At 70.7% G+C, this 14,805-nt stretch carries 16 protein-coding genes and 1 riboswitch; of the genes, 13 read left to right on the top strand and 3 right to left on the bottom strand.

The window, feature by feature from the left end:
• Window positions 1-101 precede the first annotated feature (101 nt).
• The 3 genes from QN157_08855 to QN157_08845 form a co-directional block, all read right to left on the bottom strand.
• The gene (locus QN157_08855; protein MDR7555703.1) at window positions 102-677 is read right to left on the bottom strand and encodes a sulfite oxidase-like oxidoreductase; all 576 of its coding nucleotides are present in this window, start codon (window positions 675-677) and stop codon (window positions 102-104) included.
• Window positions 678-848: 171 nt separating this feature from the next.
• A complete protein-coding gene (gene pth, locus QN157_08850) occupies window positions 849-1,454 on the bottom strand; it encodes an aminoacyl-tRNA hydrolase (GenBank protein MDR7555702.1) in 606 nt (201 codons plus the stop codon).
• A 141-nt stretch (window positions 1,455-1,595) separates the two neighbouring features.
• The gene (locus QN157_08845) at window positions 1,596-2,264 is read right to left on the bottom strand and encodes a 50S ribosomal protein L25 (GenBank protein MDR7555701.1); all 669 of its coding nucleotides are present in this window, start codon (window positions 2,262-2,264) and stop codon (window positions 1,596-1,598) included.
• A 298-nt stretch (window positions 2,265-2,562) separates the two neighbouring features.
• Between QN157_08845 and QN157_08840 the strand changes: the two genes are divergently transcribed.
• The 13 genes from QN157_08840 to QN157_08780 all read left to right on the top strand — a co-directional run bounded on the left by QN157_08840 (window position 2,563) and on the right by QN157_08780 (window position 14,720).
• A complete protein-coding gene (locus QN157_08840) occupies window positions 2,563-3,564 on the top strand; it encodes an MBL fold metallo-hydrolase (GenBank protein MDR7555700.1) in 1,002 nt (333 codons plus the stop codon).
• A 399-nt stretch (window positions 3,565-3,963) separates the two neighbouring features.
• Window positions 3,964-4,041: riboswitch (cyclic di-GMP riboswitch) on the top strand.
• 135 nt (window positions 4,042-4,176) lie between these two features.
• Complete coding sequence (locus tag QN157_08835) at window positions 4,177-4,611, top strand: GspH/FimT family pseudopilin (GenBank protein ID MDR7555699.1); 435 nt, start codon at window positions 4,177-4,179, stop codon at window positions 4,609-4,611.
• Window positions 4,608-5,117 carry a prepilin-type N-terminal cleavage/methylation domain-containing protein gene (locus QN157_08830; protein MDR7555698.1) on the top strand — a complete coding sequence of 170 codons (510 nt, stop codon included), beginning with the start codon at window positions 4,608-4,610 and terminating at the stop codon, window positions 5,115-5,117. The genes QN157_08835 and QN157_08830 overlap by 4 nt, the downstream gene beginning before the upstream one ends.
• Complete coding sequence (locus QN157_08825; protein MDR7555697.1) at window positions 5,114-5,752, top strand: prepilin-type N-terminal cleavage/methylation domain-containing protein; 639 nt, start codon at window positions 5,114-5,116, stop codon at window positions 5,750-5,752. The genes QN157_08830 and QN157_08825 overlap by 4 nt, the downstream gene beginning before the upstream one ends.
• A 26-nt stretch (window positions 5,753-5,778) precedes the next feature.
• Window positions 5,779-7,680 (top strand): hypothetical protein, encoded by a 1,902-nt coding sequence (locus QN157_08820; protein MDR7555696.1) that lies wholly within the window; start codon window positions 5,779-5,781, stop codon window positions 7,678-7,680.
• 199 nt (window positions 7,681-7,879) lie between these two features.
• Window positions 7,880-8,383: a hypothetical protein gene (locus tag QN157_08815; GenBank protein ID MDR7555695.1), complete on the top strand. Its 504-nt coding sequence runs from the start codon at window positions 7,880-7,882 to the stop codon at window positions 8,381-8,383.
• On the top strand, window positions 8,380-8,907 hold the full coding sequence (locus QN157_08810) for a prepilin-type N-terminal cleavage/methylation domain-containing protein (protein MDR7555694.1): 528 nt from the start codon (window positions 8,380-8,382) through the stop codon (window positions 8,905-8,907). The genes QN157_08815 and QN157_08810 overlap by 4 nt, the downstream gene beginning before the upstream one ends.
• 28 nt (window positions 8,908-8,935) lie before the next feature.
• Entirely contained in the window at window positions 8,936-9,565 is a 630-nt protein-coding gene (locus QN157_08805; GenBank protein ID MDR7555693.1) for a prepilin-type N-terminal cleavage/methylation domain-containing protein, read from the top strand.
• A gap of 37 nt (window positions 9,566-9,602) precedes the next feature.
• Window positions 9,603-11,462 (top strand): pilus assembly PilX N-terminal domain-containing protein, encoded by a 1,860-nt coding sequence (locus QN157_08800; protein ID MDR7555692.1) that lies wholly within the window; start codon window positions 9,603-9,605, stop codon window positions 11,460-11,462.
• Between the two features lie 274 nt (window positions 11,463-11,736).
• The gene (locus tag QN157_08795; GenBank protein MDR7555691.1) at window positions 11,737-12,126 is read left to right on the top strand and encodes a GspH/FimT family protein; all 390 of its coding nucleotides are present in this window, start codon (window positions 11,737-11,739) and stop codon (window positions 12,124-12,126) included.
• On the top strand, window positions 12,119-12,574 hold the full coding sequence (locus QN157_08790; GenBank protein MDR7555690.1) for a prepilin-type N-terminal cleavage/methylation domain-containing protein: 456 nt from the start codon (window positions 12,119-12,121) through the stop codon (window positions 12,572-12,574). The genes QN157_08795 and QN157_08790 overlap by 8 nt, the downstream gene beginning before the upstream one ends.
• An 11-nt stretch (window positions 12,575-12,585) precedes the next feature.
• The gene (locus tag QN157_08785; protein MDR7555689.1) at window positions 12,586-13,308 is read left to right on the top strand and encodes a prepilin-type N-terminal cleavage/methylation domain-containing protein; all 723 of its coding nucleotides are present in this window, start codon (window positions 12,586-12,588) and stop codon (window positions 13,306-13,308) included.
• Entirely contained in the window at window positions 13,305-14,720 is a 1,416-nt protein-coding gene (locus QN157_08780; protein MDR7555688.1) for a hypothetical protein, read from the top strand. Before QN157_08785 ends, QN157_08780 begins: the two co-directional genes overlap by 4 nt.
• Window positions 14,721-14,805: the final 85 nt, after the last annotated feature.

Below are 14,805 nucleotides of genomic sequence, written 5' to 3'. Positions count from 1 at the left end.
GCGGCGCCGACCGCGCCCACGGGCACGAGGCCCACGTGGCGCGGCCGGGCTGTCCTACGGACCGGTGCGCGATCGGCGCGGGGAGCTGCCGGGGCGCGCGTCTACCAGGGCGACCCGTAGCGCTCTTCCTGCCACGGATCACCCCGCATGTGGTACCCGTTGCGCTCCCAGAAGCCCGCGCGGTCGGTGGCCAGCAGTTCCAGCCCGCGCACCCACTTGGCGCTCTTCCAGAAGTACAGCCGCGGCACCACCAGGCGCAGCGGCCACCCGTGCTCGGGGGTCAGATCCTGCCCATCGGCCCGCCACGCGAACAGGGCGTCGTCGGCCAGCAGGTACTCCAGGGGCAGGTTGGTCTCGTAGCCCTGTTCGGCGTGCACCATCACGAAGCGGGCCTCGGGCCGCACCGTGGCCAGCCCGAGCACCGTCCTGGCGGCCACGCCCTCGAAGGTCACGCCCAGCCGGCTCCACGCGGTCACGCAGTGGATGTCGCACGTCACCGCGGTGGTCGGCAACGCCCGGAACTCCTCGTAGGACAGGGTGACCGGCCGCTCCACGAGGCCGAAGATCCGGAAGTCCCACCGGGCCAGATCGACACGCGGCACGCTGCCGTAGTGCAGCACCGGCCACTTCTCGGTCACGTACTGTCCGGGCGGGAGACGCCCGGCGTGCTGGCGCATCAGCAGACCTCCTCGTTACCGTGCGCGCCACGATCCCGGCCGCGCACGCACCCGCCGCTTACCCCGGGTACCCGGGACGGGGACGCCGCCAGGTTCCAGCCCCGAGGCCGTGCCCCGCTGATCCCCGCGCACCGGGGACGGTCGCAGTTCGCCGCCACAACGTTCGCGCCACTATCCCGCTCGTCCGCCCGCACCCGGCGACGGCACCGCGCTGCGGCGCACGTTGCAAAACCGCATGGCGGCCTGTGGGCCGTCGCGCACCCACAGCACGATGCCCTGCACGGCGCGCGCCACCGCATCGTCGAGCAGCGCGCGCTCCTGCGGCGTCGGCCGCTGGAGGACGTAGTCGGCAGGATCCACCTCCGCCGGCGGCCGGCCGATACCCACGCGCAAGCGCGGGAAGGCCGCAGTCCCCAGCGCGTCGATCACCGATTGCAGCCCGTTGTGCCCACCTGCACTCCCCCGCTCGCGTAAGCGGATGGTGCCAGGCGGCAGGTCGAGGTCGTCGCAGACGATCAGCAGGTGGTCCACGGGGATCCGGTGGCGGCGGCGCAGGTCGGCGACGGCCTGCCCGCTGACGTTCATGTACGTCTCCGGCCACGCCAGGAGTACGCGCTGGCCGTCGATCGTCCCCCGACCGGTCGTCGCCCAGCCCTCCTCCATGTCCACGCGGATCGCGCACGTCGCGGCCAGACGCTCGACGACCTCGCGGCCCATGTTGTGCCGCGTGCCGCGGTAGCGGCGTCCAGGGTTCCCCAGCCCAACGATGAGCCGCATGCGTTCAGGACCGCACCGCGACGGCGACGCTGGCGAGGCACCGCAAGATGGCGTCGCGCCACCGCGGCCCGCCGTGGGCCCCGTTGGTCCGGGCACCGGGTGCGCGCCCGGCCCGGGCCGCTGCAGGCCGCGTGAGAACGGCTACCGCCCCGCCTCGGGTCCCTTCTCCGCAGGGGCCTCCGCTGGGGTCGGCGCCGGCCCTCCGGGCGCCGCAGCTGCCTCGGCAGCCGCCGGCGCCTCTTCGTGCACGCGCGGCGCGACGACGGTGATCACCACTTCGTCGGCCGGGGTCAGCAGCCTGACGCCCTCGGGCGGGGTGAGATCGCGCACGTGCAGGGACCGTCCGACGCCCAGCGCGCTGACGTCCACCTCGATGCTGTCCGGGATCTGGGTCGGGAGGCACTCAACGAGCACCTCGCGCAGGTGGTGCTCGATGGTCCCTCCCTCGGCCACGCCCTTCGGCGTGCCCTTCAGCACCACCGGCACGTGTGTCTGGAGGGTCTCGGTGAGCGACACCGCGTGGAAGTCGACGTGGATCGGCTCGTGCCGGAACAGGCCGCGCTGCACTTCCTTCACCATGACGGTGGTGGGCTCGCCGCCGTTGCCGACCAGCTCCAGGTCGATCAGCACGTTCCGCCCCGCGTGGGTGTGCAACACAGCCTCCAGCGCCCTGGCGTCGACCGCCACGGGCCGGGGGGCGCGGCCCTGCCCGTAGAGCACACCCGGCACCATGCCCTGGCGACGGAGCGCGCGGGCGGCCCCTTTGCCCACGCCGTCCCGCACCTGCGCCTTCAGCGCAACCCGTTCCATGCCCGGCTCCCTCCAACACGCAACGGGCCCCGACCACCGGGGCCCACACTCCAGGCCATTATAGCATGGGGAATTCTGCCCGCAACGGAAATAGCGCGGCGCCGCTGCGGCCCCGGGCTCACGGGAGCTGCCGCCGTGCGCTGGTGCACATGGACCGTGCGGCGATCCCCGGGGACGCCGACGCATGTGAGCTGGCTCACGGGAGGTGCTGACGGGCGGTGGTGCACCCATGGCCCGGGTCGCGCATGCGACGCGACGTTCCTGCCAACGCGACGTGCTGATGTGCTATGGTGAAATCATGACACCGGTGCAGTGGCTCGCCGACGACCTCGTCCTCATCGACACGCTGTACCAGGACACGGCCCAGGCCGTCGGGTCCTACCTGCTGCTGGGCCCGCGCCCCGCGCTCATCGAAACCGGGCCCGCCTCGCGTCTCGAGACGTTGCTGGCCGGCGTGCGGGCGGCCGGCCTCGACCCGGCAGCCCTGCAGGCGGTGGCCGTCACGCACATCCACCTCGACCACGCGGGCGCGGTCGGGGCACTGGTGCAGCGCTACCCGCACCTCGAGGTCTACGTTCATCCCGTGGGCGCCCCGCACCTCGCCGAGCCCTCGCGGCTGCTGGCGAGCGCCGGCAGGCTGTACGGCGCGCTGCTCGGCCCCCTCTTCGGCGAGGTCGTGCCCGTGCCCGCCGACCGCATCCGTCCTTTGCGCGACGGCGCGACGGTGATGCTGGGCACGCGCCAGCTGGTCGCGATCGAGTCGCCCGGACACGCGCGCCACCACCTCGTCTACCACGACCGGGCTCGGGGCGAGATGTTCACCGGCGATGCGGCAGGCGTGGCCCTGCCCGGGGCACGCAGCGTGCGCGCGCCCACCCCGCCCCCGGAACTCGACATCCCCGCGTGGCTTACGACCATCGCCCGGCTCCGCGGCCTGCGGCCCGGGCGCCTGCTGCTCACCCACTTCGGCCCCCACGACTGGGCCGACGACCTGCTGGCCGCGCTGGCCGCGCAACTGCAGACGCTCGAGCGCCTGGCCCTCGACGCCGTGGACGCCGGGCTGGACGATGCGACCATCCTGGCCCGGCTCGCGCAGGCCGTGGCGGCCGGCGGCCGCGAGGCACCGCCCGCGGAGGGTGCCGATGGGGCGGCGGCAGGGGCTGGCGGCGCGCGGACGCTGTCGGCCACCGGCGCGCTGACGCGGGCGGACAGCGACGCCGACCGCCTGGAGCTCATCATGGCCTCGCAGCAGAGCGCCCAGGGGCTGCTGCGGTATGCGCGCACACGGCGGGGAGGGTAGGCCGAGGGGCGCTTGGTCTCCGGACGGAGGTCAGTCGGGCACCTTCTCGGGCCCCTTGTTTCGGTAGGCGCCTATGAGTGGGCCCGGCGTCGCGCCTCGCGGGCAGCCTCACGGCGCTGGCGCTTGGCACCGCCGGCGGCTCTGTTCGCCATGACCATCACCTCCCGAAAACTTCTCCAAACCCTCGCCACAACCGTCGGGGCGTCACGGCGCGCTGCGTGGCAGCACGCCATCCAGTCTACCAGGTGTGGCACCCGAGAGCAGACTGGCCGTACGCGGACCTCTTCCGCGGGACCCGGAAGGTACAGACAGGAATGCCGGGAGAGGAGGCAGGCATGAAAGCCGACTGACGGGCGGACGCGGCGGGCATTATTCCATACGGTGGCATCATAGTCGTCCCTCCGACAACGGCTAACCCGAAGCAATTCGGGGGCGCAAAGTCTCAGGGCCCGCACCCGGGCCGGCTGGATCGCCGAAGAGGGTTTCCGGGCGTGTCGGCAGTACTCCTGGCGTTGCCGTACCCGCAGCGTGTGGCCGATGAGACGATGTGGCAGTGGCGGTACCGAATCCACCCTGCGCGCCCCCCGTGCGATCCCACGGGGCGTCGCGGGCATGACCGTGCTCGAGGCGACGATCGCCCTGGCCATCGTGGGGCTGGTGCTGGCCCTGGCGTTCCCACTCTACACCAGGGCGGTGCGTGACCGCAGGGTGGTGCGCGTGGCAGAGGACCTGGCGGGCCTGCTCCGCTTCGCGCAACAGAAGGCGGTGGCCGAGTCGGGCAGCGGCAGCTGTGTCCAGCTCATCACCACGCCCTCCCGGGCAGAAGTGCGTCTCATCCCCCAGTGCACCGGCGTGGGGGAGACGCTCGTGCGAGTCAGCGATCCGTTCCCGCCGGACGTTGCCGTGGAGCAACAGACGGTGGTGTTCACCGGCGCCGGCAGGCTGCAACAAGGCAGCCCTACCAGCATTCTCGTGACGTCGGCGGACCGGACGCGCAGGGTGGAGGTCCACCCGGTCACCGGACGGGTGCAGATCGTGTCGCCATGACGACCCACACGGAGCGCGGACTCAGCCTCGTGGAGCTGCTGGTCGCGATGTTGCTGGTCACGGTCGTGGCACTGATCATCGGCGGCCTGACGAAGGCGCTGGGTGTCCTGGGCATCACCCAGTTCGCCCCAGGGCGATACGAGCGCCCTGCCCGGGCGCGCACCCTCGCCATCGAGTACGCGCAGGCCGAGATGGAGTACCTCCGCGGTCTTCCCTACCATCGGCTGCGCGACGCAGCGACCTGCACGGTGCCGGGAGCGCCCCCGCCGCTGCCCGCCACCCGGCGCATTACCCCCGCGGGCGGGGGCGAACCGGACGAACCGCCTTTGCCGGGCCTGTTCGCGGCGGCGGACATCGTCATCCGGGACTACGAGGCCGCATCGGGCTGCGGCGTGCGGAGGATCACCATCTACGTGTACCGAAGGCCCGCCGACGCGCCCGCAACCCCGGGCGAACCGCCCGGAGCGTTCTTCCTCCGGGCCGACGTCGCGAGGAGTCCAGAGTGACCGTCCCACGGGCCCACGTGCCACCAGCGTCGCGGCGCTGCGCCGGCTACACCATCCTCGAGGTGCTGATCGCCCTCTCGTTGCTGGGCGTGTTGCTCCTGGCGTCGTTCTCGCTGTTCAACACCGCGTTCCAGGGTATGCTCGCGGGCAAGGACATCCAGGACACGAATCAGAACGCCCGGCTGGTCCTGGAGTGGATGGTCCGGCGCATTCGGATGGCGGGATTTGGCCTGAGCGCCAACGAGACCGAGCTGTTCGTCGAAGCCGCCCCCGACGCCGTGACGTTCCGCACGGACCGGACCAGCGACGACGACATGCCGGAGTACAACCGGTTTTGCCGCGCAGATGGGACGGTGCTCGTCGTGGACGGGGCCAGCGTCCAGCCCACCGGCGCCTGCGCGGGCGATCCGCTCTCGTCCCGCGGGCTGCGGGCGATCACCGTCACCGGCTTGACCTTCAGGTACTTCGACGCCGGCAACACCGAGCTCCCGTACGAGGCGTTGAGTGCCTCGCCGACGGACCGCGCCAAGATCCGTCGCGTGCGCATCGTGCTCGACGTGGCCCGCGGGCCCGACGCACCCGGTACACCGCTCCGGTTCACCATGGACGCGGTCGTCCGCAAGTACAGATTCTGACGGTAGACGCGCAAGGAGGTCCTCCCATGCCTGTTCCACGCGGTGCCGACCCACGGCGATCCGGCCAGCGCGGGGTGGCCCTGGCGATGGTGCTGGTGACGATCGTCCTGGTCCTCATCATCTCGGGCACGCTGGTCGCCATCGCCATGAACGAGTACCAGGTGGCCGGAGCCTCCGAGGCGTCGGCGCAGGCGTTCCGGCTGGCCGAGAGCGGGATCGAGATCGGGATCGCCAGGCTGCGCCAGGACGCCGACTGGAGCGACGCCAGTGGCGCCACGGGCGGCAGCCCATCGACGGCTCCCTGGTTCTTCCTCCAGGACAACGGAGACGTCGAGGGTCGCGGGTTTCCTCCCGGCAGCACGTCGTCGACGATCACGGTGGAGCTCTGCCGGTACTCCGACGGACAGGCCTGCGGCGTGCCCAACCCGACCGCCGCCGGCTGCGACGACAGGTCCTGCATCTGGATTCGCGCCACGGGCAGGGTGCCGGGAGCATCCCGCCGGATCGAGGCGCTGCTGGGGCAGTTCAACCCCGGCACCGACCTGATCAACTTCTCCAACACCGCCATCAACCTGGGGGCGGGCGGCGGTGGCAACGGCACGTTCCGTCTCCACGGCTCCCTCTACGTGGCCAGCTGCACCGTGGAGGACGGGGTATGCGTGGGGCTGCAGATGCAGGGCGACGGGCAGATCCTGAACGACCGTCCGCACCCGACGGTCGACGAGGCCTGCAGTCCTCCAAGCGTGCCCTGCGACGTCCCTCCCTACAACAACCGGGTGTACGTCAACGGCGCCATCACCGGTCAGGGCAACTCTTGGACGATCGGGCTCGCCAACCAGCCGATGATGGCGGTCCACGCCACGGGCGGGTGGTCGCCGCAGTACAGCAATCAGGTCCACGGCTTCAGCACGGGCACGAGCGTACCTTTGCTCGAGTACCCCGATCCGTCGCGTGCCTGCCAGGAAAACACCCCAGCCGACCAGCAACGCTGTCTGATCAACCGGCTCTACCTGCCAACCGGAGACCCGGGCCGCCTCGTGCCGGCCAATGCCCTCAAGGCCTACGTGTGTCTGGACGCGTCAGGGTGCTCCAGCAGCGAGTGGCAGGAGATAGACCTGGACCGTTCCAACGAAACCCTCTACTTCTGCTCCTCGGGGTGCGCGACGCCGGGTTGGGCATGGCGGCGCACTCCCAATCAGAACACGCGGACCCGGATCGTCATTCCTGCTCGCAACACCAACGGGAGTCCGGTGGTCAACTGCAGGAGCGCTGCTGGTGCTGATGCCTGCAACAACGCCTCGGCAGCGACCACTGACTTCAGCGTCGTCTTCAACGGGTTCGCAAGCACCGGGACAAACCTGTCCGTCCAGCGCAACGCCTTCATTCACACGAAGACGCGGCTTGTGTTCGACGGGAACGTGCGTTACGCCGGGTTTGCGACCGTGCTCGTGGAGCACGCCGGCAATCTTCCAAATCCGGCCATCGAGATTCGGGGGTCGTTCACGCCCCTGTGTCCGGCCAGCCAGTCGCTCGCCGATCCCACCCGGTGTCCCAACACGGCCTTCGGTGCGGATCCCACCCAAGGCGGCAACACCCTCGCCTTTGCCGTAGGACCCGGATGCCCGCAAGCAGTGTTCACGCCGAACTGTGCCGGTACCATCAACGAAGGGAGCGTCTACATTCCCGGCGCCGGCAACGAGGTCAACCTGGTCGTCGTCGCCCACGGCACGGTCAAGAACGACGCCGCCGGGCAACGATGGTACGGGCTGTTCATCGCACACCTCCTCGACTGGGACAACAACCCTGAGATCTTCCCTGTTCCCGAGTTGCGGTATCCCGGCCGCATGCCACCGGGCTTCCAATCGTTCTTCCAGGGATCGTCCGGAGTCGCGGTGTACCGGTGGTGGGAACCCGGCGTGTTCGAGTAGGCGAAAGGTGGTGCCCGTACGATCTCAACCCTGCGCCCTTACCCCATGGAGTACACAGGACCCCTCGCGTAACCCGTTCCCCGCTCCCCGGGAAGGTCAGCGCGACTGAATCGCCGTCGTTCTGGGCATAACCCGCCCGGGTCGTCCCGACACCGACCTCGCCGGCTGACCGCCGAGTGCCGGTCCGGGGGGAGGCACGATGGTGGGCGATCGTCCTGGTGGATCGACACCCGGTCGAAGGCACCCAAGGGTACCTGGCGGCGTCACGGTCCTGGAACTGGGCGTCGCCCTGGGCCTGGGCGCGCTGCTGCTGGCCCTGGCCATGCCGCTGTACTTCGGCTTCGTCAACGAGCGCCGGGCCGCCCGGGTCGCCGAGGACCTCGCCGGGTTGCTGCGCTTCGCCCAGCAGCGGGCGGTGGCCGAGTCCGTGGACGTCTGTCGCGTCGAGGTGGTCACCGGCGGCACCCGGGCCGAAGTCCGGCGGGTCCCGCGCGAGGCAAACGGCGGCTGCGCCGACCCGGTCACGGTCCGTGTTGGCGAGCCCTATCCCCGCGGGGTCACGGTGGCCGCAGAGACGTTCGCCTTCTCGAACGCAGGCTCGCCGGCACCCGGCAGTGCGACCGCGGTCGGCATCGTCGCGGGCGGTCGTACGCGCACGGTGTCGGTGCACGAGCGCACCGGCAGGGTGGAGATCACGCGATGACGACGCGCGGCGCCCGTGGGTTCACCCTCATCGAGGTGATCATCGCCATGCTGCTGCTTGGCATCGTCGCGCTGGGCAGCGGCGGTGTCGTGCGGTCGCTGGGCCTGCTGGGCCGCTCGCAGGTCTCCACCGGCCGGCACGAGCGGCCGGCGCGGCTGCGCACCCTGGCGATGGAGTACGTCCAGGCCGAGATGGAGTACCTCCAGAACCGCGACTACTACGTCCTGCGCGACCCCGCGGCCTGCAACCCGCCCGGCGCGCCCACGCCGATCGCCGCAGCCCGCCGCGTGCCGGGCAGCTACCTGGACGCCAACGAACCCCGCCTGCCGGCGTCGTTCGCGGGGGCGGACATCGTGATCACGACCGACCCGACGATCACGGCGCCGGCTGCGGCCCCGCTGGACTGCCGTCCCCGCATCGTCACCGTGACCGTCTACCTGGCCGCAGGCGACATGCCCGCCACGCCCGGCGGGGCCGGCGGGATACCCTTCGTCCGCAGCGCGACCGCCCGGTCGTGGCGATAGCGGGGCGCAGGGCGCGGAGGGACCCGACATGGAGCGACGTCTGAGACCGCCGCGGCGCCAGGGAGAGCGGGCGTTCACCCTGCTGGAGCTGCTGGTCGCGCTGAGCCTCTTCGGCGTGGTCCTGCTCACGGGCTTCGCGGCGTTCAACGCCAGCTACCGCGGCCTGGTGGCCGGCAAGGAGATGGCCGACGAACACCAGAACGCCCGCCTGGTGCTCGAGTGGATGACACGGCGCATCCGCCTCGCCGGCATCGGTGTGCCCGCCGGCACCACCGCGTTCTTCACCGAGGCCGGTTCCTCGGCGCTGGCGTTCCTCGGCGACACCAATGGCGACGGCGTCGTCGAGTGGCGCCGCTACTGCCACGACAGCGCCGCGGGCGTGGTGCGCGAGGACCTGCAGGAGCCCGCGGCGTTGCCGCTGTCCGCCGGCGGTGCCTGTACCGGCGCTCCCATCACCTCGCAGGGCCTGCACGCGCTGCGCGTCTCCTACCTCCAGTTCGCGTACTTCAACGGGCAGGAGGCCTCGACCAGCGCCCTCTCGCAGATCCGGCGGGTCCGGATCGTGCTGGGGCTGGACTCCAACCGCTCGGGCGCCTTCGAGGCCGCTGCGGACGTCACGTTCACCATGGACGCCGTGCTCCGGAACCGGGTCCAGTAGCGCACATCCCCGTGCTGCCGTCGGAGGGCAGGTCGCCATGAGCCAGGCACACGCAGAGAGCATGCGGGCAAGGCAGGGGCGTCGGGGCGAGGCCGGGCTGGCGCTGGCCGTCGTGCTCCTGACCATCAACGTCATCCTGATCGTGACCGCGACGCTGGTGGCGATCGCGCTCAACGAGTACCAGGCGGCGGCCGGCGGCGAGCGGTCCCGTCAGGCGTTCCAGCTGGCCGAAGCCGGCCTGGAGAAGGCCATCTACGAGCTCAAGCGCGACCTCGACTGGACCGACGCCGGCGCGACGGCGGGCGCGACGAAGAACCTGGCCGCGGCCCGGCAGTGGGCGGCGCTGTGGGACGGGAGTGCCGACCTGGTCGCCGTCCCGTTTCCTCCAGGGACCTCGATCGGCACGGTCACCGTGGAGCTGTGTCGGGACGACAACTTCAGCGACGGTACCGGATGCCCCGGCGTGCCCTCGCCCGCCGTCCCCGGGTGCACGCCCAGCGTGTGCATCTGGGTCCGGGCCACGGGCCGCATCGCCGGCCTCGCTTCACGGCAGATCGAGTTCCTGCTGGGGCAGATCTCGCCGGGCTACGACCTGGCGAACTACTCGGCCAGTCCCATCAACGTCGGTGCCGGCGGTGGCGGCAACGGCACGTTCCAGTTACACGGCCCGCTGTACATCGCGTCGTGCAGTGCGGACGGCGGCGACCCGTGCGTCGGCCTGAAGATGCAGGGCAACGGCGCCATCCTCAACGACGTGCCCTACCCCACGCCGGGCGATCCGGATACCACGCCACCCTACAACAACCGGGTCTACGTGGTCGGGCAGGTCAAGGGAGAGGGCAACTCGTGGCAGATCGGCCTCGACGCCCAACCGATGCAGGGCGTTTACGCTACGCGGGGCTGGGCCAGCGCTTACGACGCCCAGATCGACGCGCTCGACAAGGGCGCCACGGTGCCCTTCGTCCCGTTCCCCGACCCCTCGAAACTGTGCGAGCCGGGAGCGCCCGGCGACCCGCCGCGGTGTCTGCTGAACCGGCTCGACTGGTCTGGCAGCGGCCGCATCACGCCCATCAACGCCCACACGGCCTACGTGTGTACCAAGGCCACCTGTACCTCCGCCAGCGACTGGACGGCGGTGCGTATCTGGGGGCCCGGTGCGGCGTCGCTGCTGCGGCTGTCGGCCAGCACCCCGACGCGTACCCGTGTGGTGATTCCCGACCGTAACCCAGACGGGTCGCCCGTGATCAACTGCACGGCGACGCCCGCGATCTGCGACGCCGCTGCGGGCACCGACGACGTCAAGGACACCGACGACTTCTCGCTCGTCTACAACGGGTTTGCGCCCGCGACCCAGGTCAACCTGTGGACACAGTCGGGCGACGACGCGTACATCCACATCCAGTCGCACGTGCGGATCGACGGCGACGTGCGCTATGCTGGCCGCACGACCTTCCTCATCGAGAACGCCGACGACGCCACCGCGCCGACCCCCGCCCTGGAGATCCGGGGGTCGGTCACGCCGCTGTGTCGGGCGAGCGATAGCACATGCACCCAGACCTTCGGCCGGCCCAGCGGCGACACCTACGCCTTTGCGGTCGGGCCCAAGTGCACCAGCGCCCCGCCTTCGGGATCCTTGATCTGCACGCCGACCGGCGGGGGTGCCTACATCAAGGGGTCGGGCATCGAGCTCAACCTGGTGGTGCTGGCCCACGGTACGATCAAGAACGACAACCCGCAGGCCTGGTACGGCATGTTCATTGCGGGCCTGCTGGACTGGGACAACAACCCGTCCATTTATCCCGTCGCCAGCCTGAAGGCCAACCTCCCGCCGGGCGTCGCTGCGCTGGTCGAGCCCGGCTTCGGGATCGTGATCGCGCGCTGGCGCGAGGTGTTCTGAGGTCTAGAACCGCGGCCGAACGGGCACAACGTTCTCAGGGCTCCTCCGACAAAGGCCACCCCGGAGCGATCCGGCGGGCGCAAAGCACCAGGACCCGGCATCCCGGGTCGGCTGAGCTGCCGAAGAGGGGAAAACAGTGCGTGGTACCTCCTGTGACCCCGCGCAGCCAGGCGCGGGGGCGAGTACGTCCTTCCCGCACGGCATCCAACAGTGGTCAGGCCGGAGTTGGCTCCCCGGCAGGTCCGGCGAGCCAGGCTACACTGTCCTGGAACTGATGATCGTCGCGGCGATCGGCCTGCTGGTGCTGTCACTTAGCGTGGGCGGCATCAGCCGGGCCATGGCCCGCGAGGAGCTGGACGGGTGGGCCAAGGCGGTGGCTGCTGAGCTGACTGCTGCCCAGCAGCAGGCGATGACACGGCGCACCACCGTGACGGTCTCCTTCCAAAACCAGACGTTGACCGTGGTTGCCGTCCGCGCCGGCACCCTGCGAACCCAGGACCTGCCGGCCCACATCAGCTTCGGCTCGACGCTGCAGGCGGTGAGGTTCGACCGACGGGGCGTGCCCGACGGCGCCGCCACGGTGACGCTGACGAGTGCACGGGCGGGCAAGACCTACACGATCAGGATCCAGGCCAGCACGGGCCGGGTGACCGTCAATGAGTGAGCGCTGGCGCGCGCGACGGCCCGGCCGGTACGAGCGGCGACCGGGCGGGTTCACGCTCATCGAGGTCGTCGTGGCCATGGCGGTGCTGTCCCTGGTGGCCACGACCGCGCTGGGCGGCTTGCTGTTCACCATGACCCAGACCCGCCGGGGCTTCGACCGCGCGCAGGCCGCCGCCTGGGTCCAGGCCGAGCTCGACTTCCTGCGGACCATGGGGTACGGCTTGGTACCCGGCACCCGCACCGTGCCCACCGACGGCTACCTGACCAACGGCGACCTGCAGGAGCCACGGATCCCCGACGGGTTCGACCGGGCCGAGGTCGTCGTCGAGGACCTGACCGCGACCCGCGGCATCCCCCTGAAGTCCATGACGGTGCGCCTCTACCAGACACCCACCTCGCCACCCTACACGATCCTCGTCACGTACGTGGCGAGCTTCGACTACCCATGAGGAGCACGAGGATGAACCCGACGCAACCGAGGTGCCGCGCACAGGCGGGAATCTCGCTGGTCGAGGTCGTGGTGGCCATGGTCATCATGACCGTCGTGATCGGCACGATTGCCACCCTGGTGGGTGCGGCGGTCCGCAGCAAGATGATCGTGGCCAGCCGATCGTCGGACACCGAAACCGCGCGCCAGGCGCTGGAGATGATGTCCGAGCGGCTGCGCAACGCGGGACTGTACATCGATCCCGCCGCCCAGCCCGACCGCTGCGACGACATGGTGGTGGCCAAGGACCCGGCCCTGCGGCCGACGGCGACGCAGCTCTACGTGGCCGGCGAGATCTTCAACACCAACACCACGGCGGGCGACGAGGTGATCGTGCTGGGCTACCGCCTCGACGGCGGGCGCATCGTCGAGGATCGCAGCGCGTGCGCCGCCTGGGCACCCACGACGGCGGACGTGTCGAATCCCGCCGTCGTCGTGACGAGCCTGCTCTTCCGGTACTTCGGCCCCAGCGGCGGAGAGATCGCCGTGCCCACCGCGGACGAGGAGGCGATCCGGAGCATCCGCATGGTGCAGATCAGCCTGACGGTGCGGGCCGAGCAGGGGCGCTCGGGCGCGCAGATCCAGCGATTCACCCGGCAGGTGATGCTGCGCAACCCGCGCCCGGACCGCAGCGGGTGGTTGCCACCATCGGGCACGGAGTGGTTGCCACCATCGGACACGGAGTCGAACCCATGACGCAGGTGCGTGTGGTCCGTGGGGCGATTGTGGCGGGGCGCCGCCGCGCGATGCGCGGCGGCGCCCCCGGCGCGGCCCTCCTCTCGGTGGTGGTGTTCCTGCTGCTGATCCTGATGGTCACCGTGGGCGTCATGGCCGTCGTCCGCAGCGACCTGGCCGCTGGCATCCGCCAGCAGCAGGCCGTCCAGGTGTTCAACGTGGCCGAAGCAGGCGTGCACTACGCCATCGCGCGGCTGCAGACCGAAGGGGCCGACCGGTACGAGGGCGAGACGGTCCCCATTACTGACGGCAACATCACGATCGGCACCGCCACCGTGGAGGTCCGCTGCCTGGACGGGAGCCGTCCGGGTGCCAACGCATGCGCCGCGGTCGAACCGGCCTACCGTCGGATCATCTCCACCGGCACCCTGACGGTCCCGGAGCCCCGGCGCGTGGTCACGGTGGTCGTCGAGGGCACGACGTCGGTGACGCGGACCTACGCCGTCTGCGCGTACGATGGCCTGACGCTCGACCAGCAGGTGACGATCTACGGCGCGGTGGGCAGCAACGGTACCATCACGCTCAGCGGTCCCAGCACCAGCAATCGCGCGGCGATCTGTGACTCCGCCCCGGACGGGCCCGGGCTCGGGGGCAGATGTGGCACCCCCAACCCGACTCCCGTGAACGAGTTCACCAGCGACGCTACGGCCGTTGGCGCCATTACGTGCAACGGCGGCGGGTGCCCCAACCAGGTGGAGGGCCACGCGAAACCGAATCAGCCGGCCGGGTCGGTGTGCCCCACGGTCGCGCTCCCAAGTTGGGGCGAACCCGGCGCCACGCCGCTGTCCGTGCCCCGCGGGAGCACGGTCATCGCCAACCCGGCCATGAACTACGGCGCGGTGACGCTGGAGGACACACCGGGCAACCCTTCCTCGTGCCCGTCGGATCCGGCGCAGCGCGCCACGCTGGTGCTGGACGCCGGCAGCGATCCCAACGCGACCGTGACGTTCCAGATGAGGACGCTCCAGGTGGGCAAGTGCGCGCGGGTGGAGATTCGAGGCCAGGGCAAGGTCGAGCTCCGGCTCCTGGAGCCTTCCGGCACCGCTCTGCGAACGGTCCAGCGCTCTGTGCTTGGCACGAAGTCGCAGGTGTTGACGGCTGAGGAGCCCGTGGAAGGACACCGGTTCACGGTCAAGGTGGTCTCCACGAGCGGGACCGCGGTAGACTTCAACCAGTCGGGCCTGATCGCCGGCACGTTCATCGTGCCCAACGGCGGCTTCCATCTCGACCAGGCGCAGATCACCAACGGCGCGATCCTCGCGAAAGCGGTGGACTTCGATCAGGGCACCACCTTCACCTGGGATCCCCGGTCGGTGATCGGCGACCAGGTCTACGGCAACTTCCGGCGGCTCCGGGCGTGGAAGGACCAGTAGGCGCTGAGATGGGGCTCCGGCGCGCACGCCGGGCGGCGTTGCGTCCGCGCCGCCCGGCGTTGCGGTCGCCCCGCCCGGTGTCTTG

The organism is Armatimonadota bacterium, assembly GCA_031459855.1.
GTDB lineage: Bacteria > Sysuimicrobiota > Sysuimicrobiia > Sysuimicrobiales > Humicultoraceae > Fervidifonticultor > Fervidifonticultor primus.
Note: the sequence above shows the minus strand (reverse complement) of the source record. Positions and strands in the feature narration are given on the sequence as shown.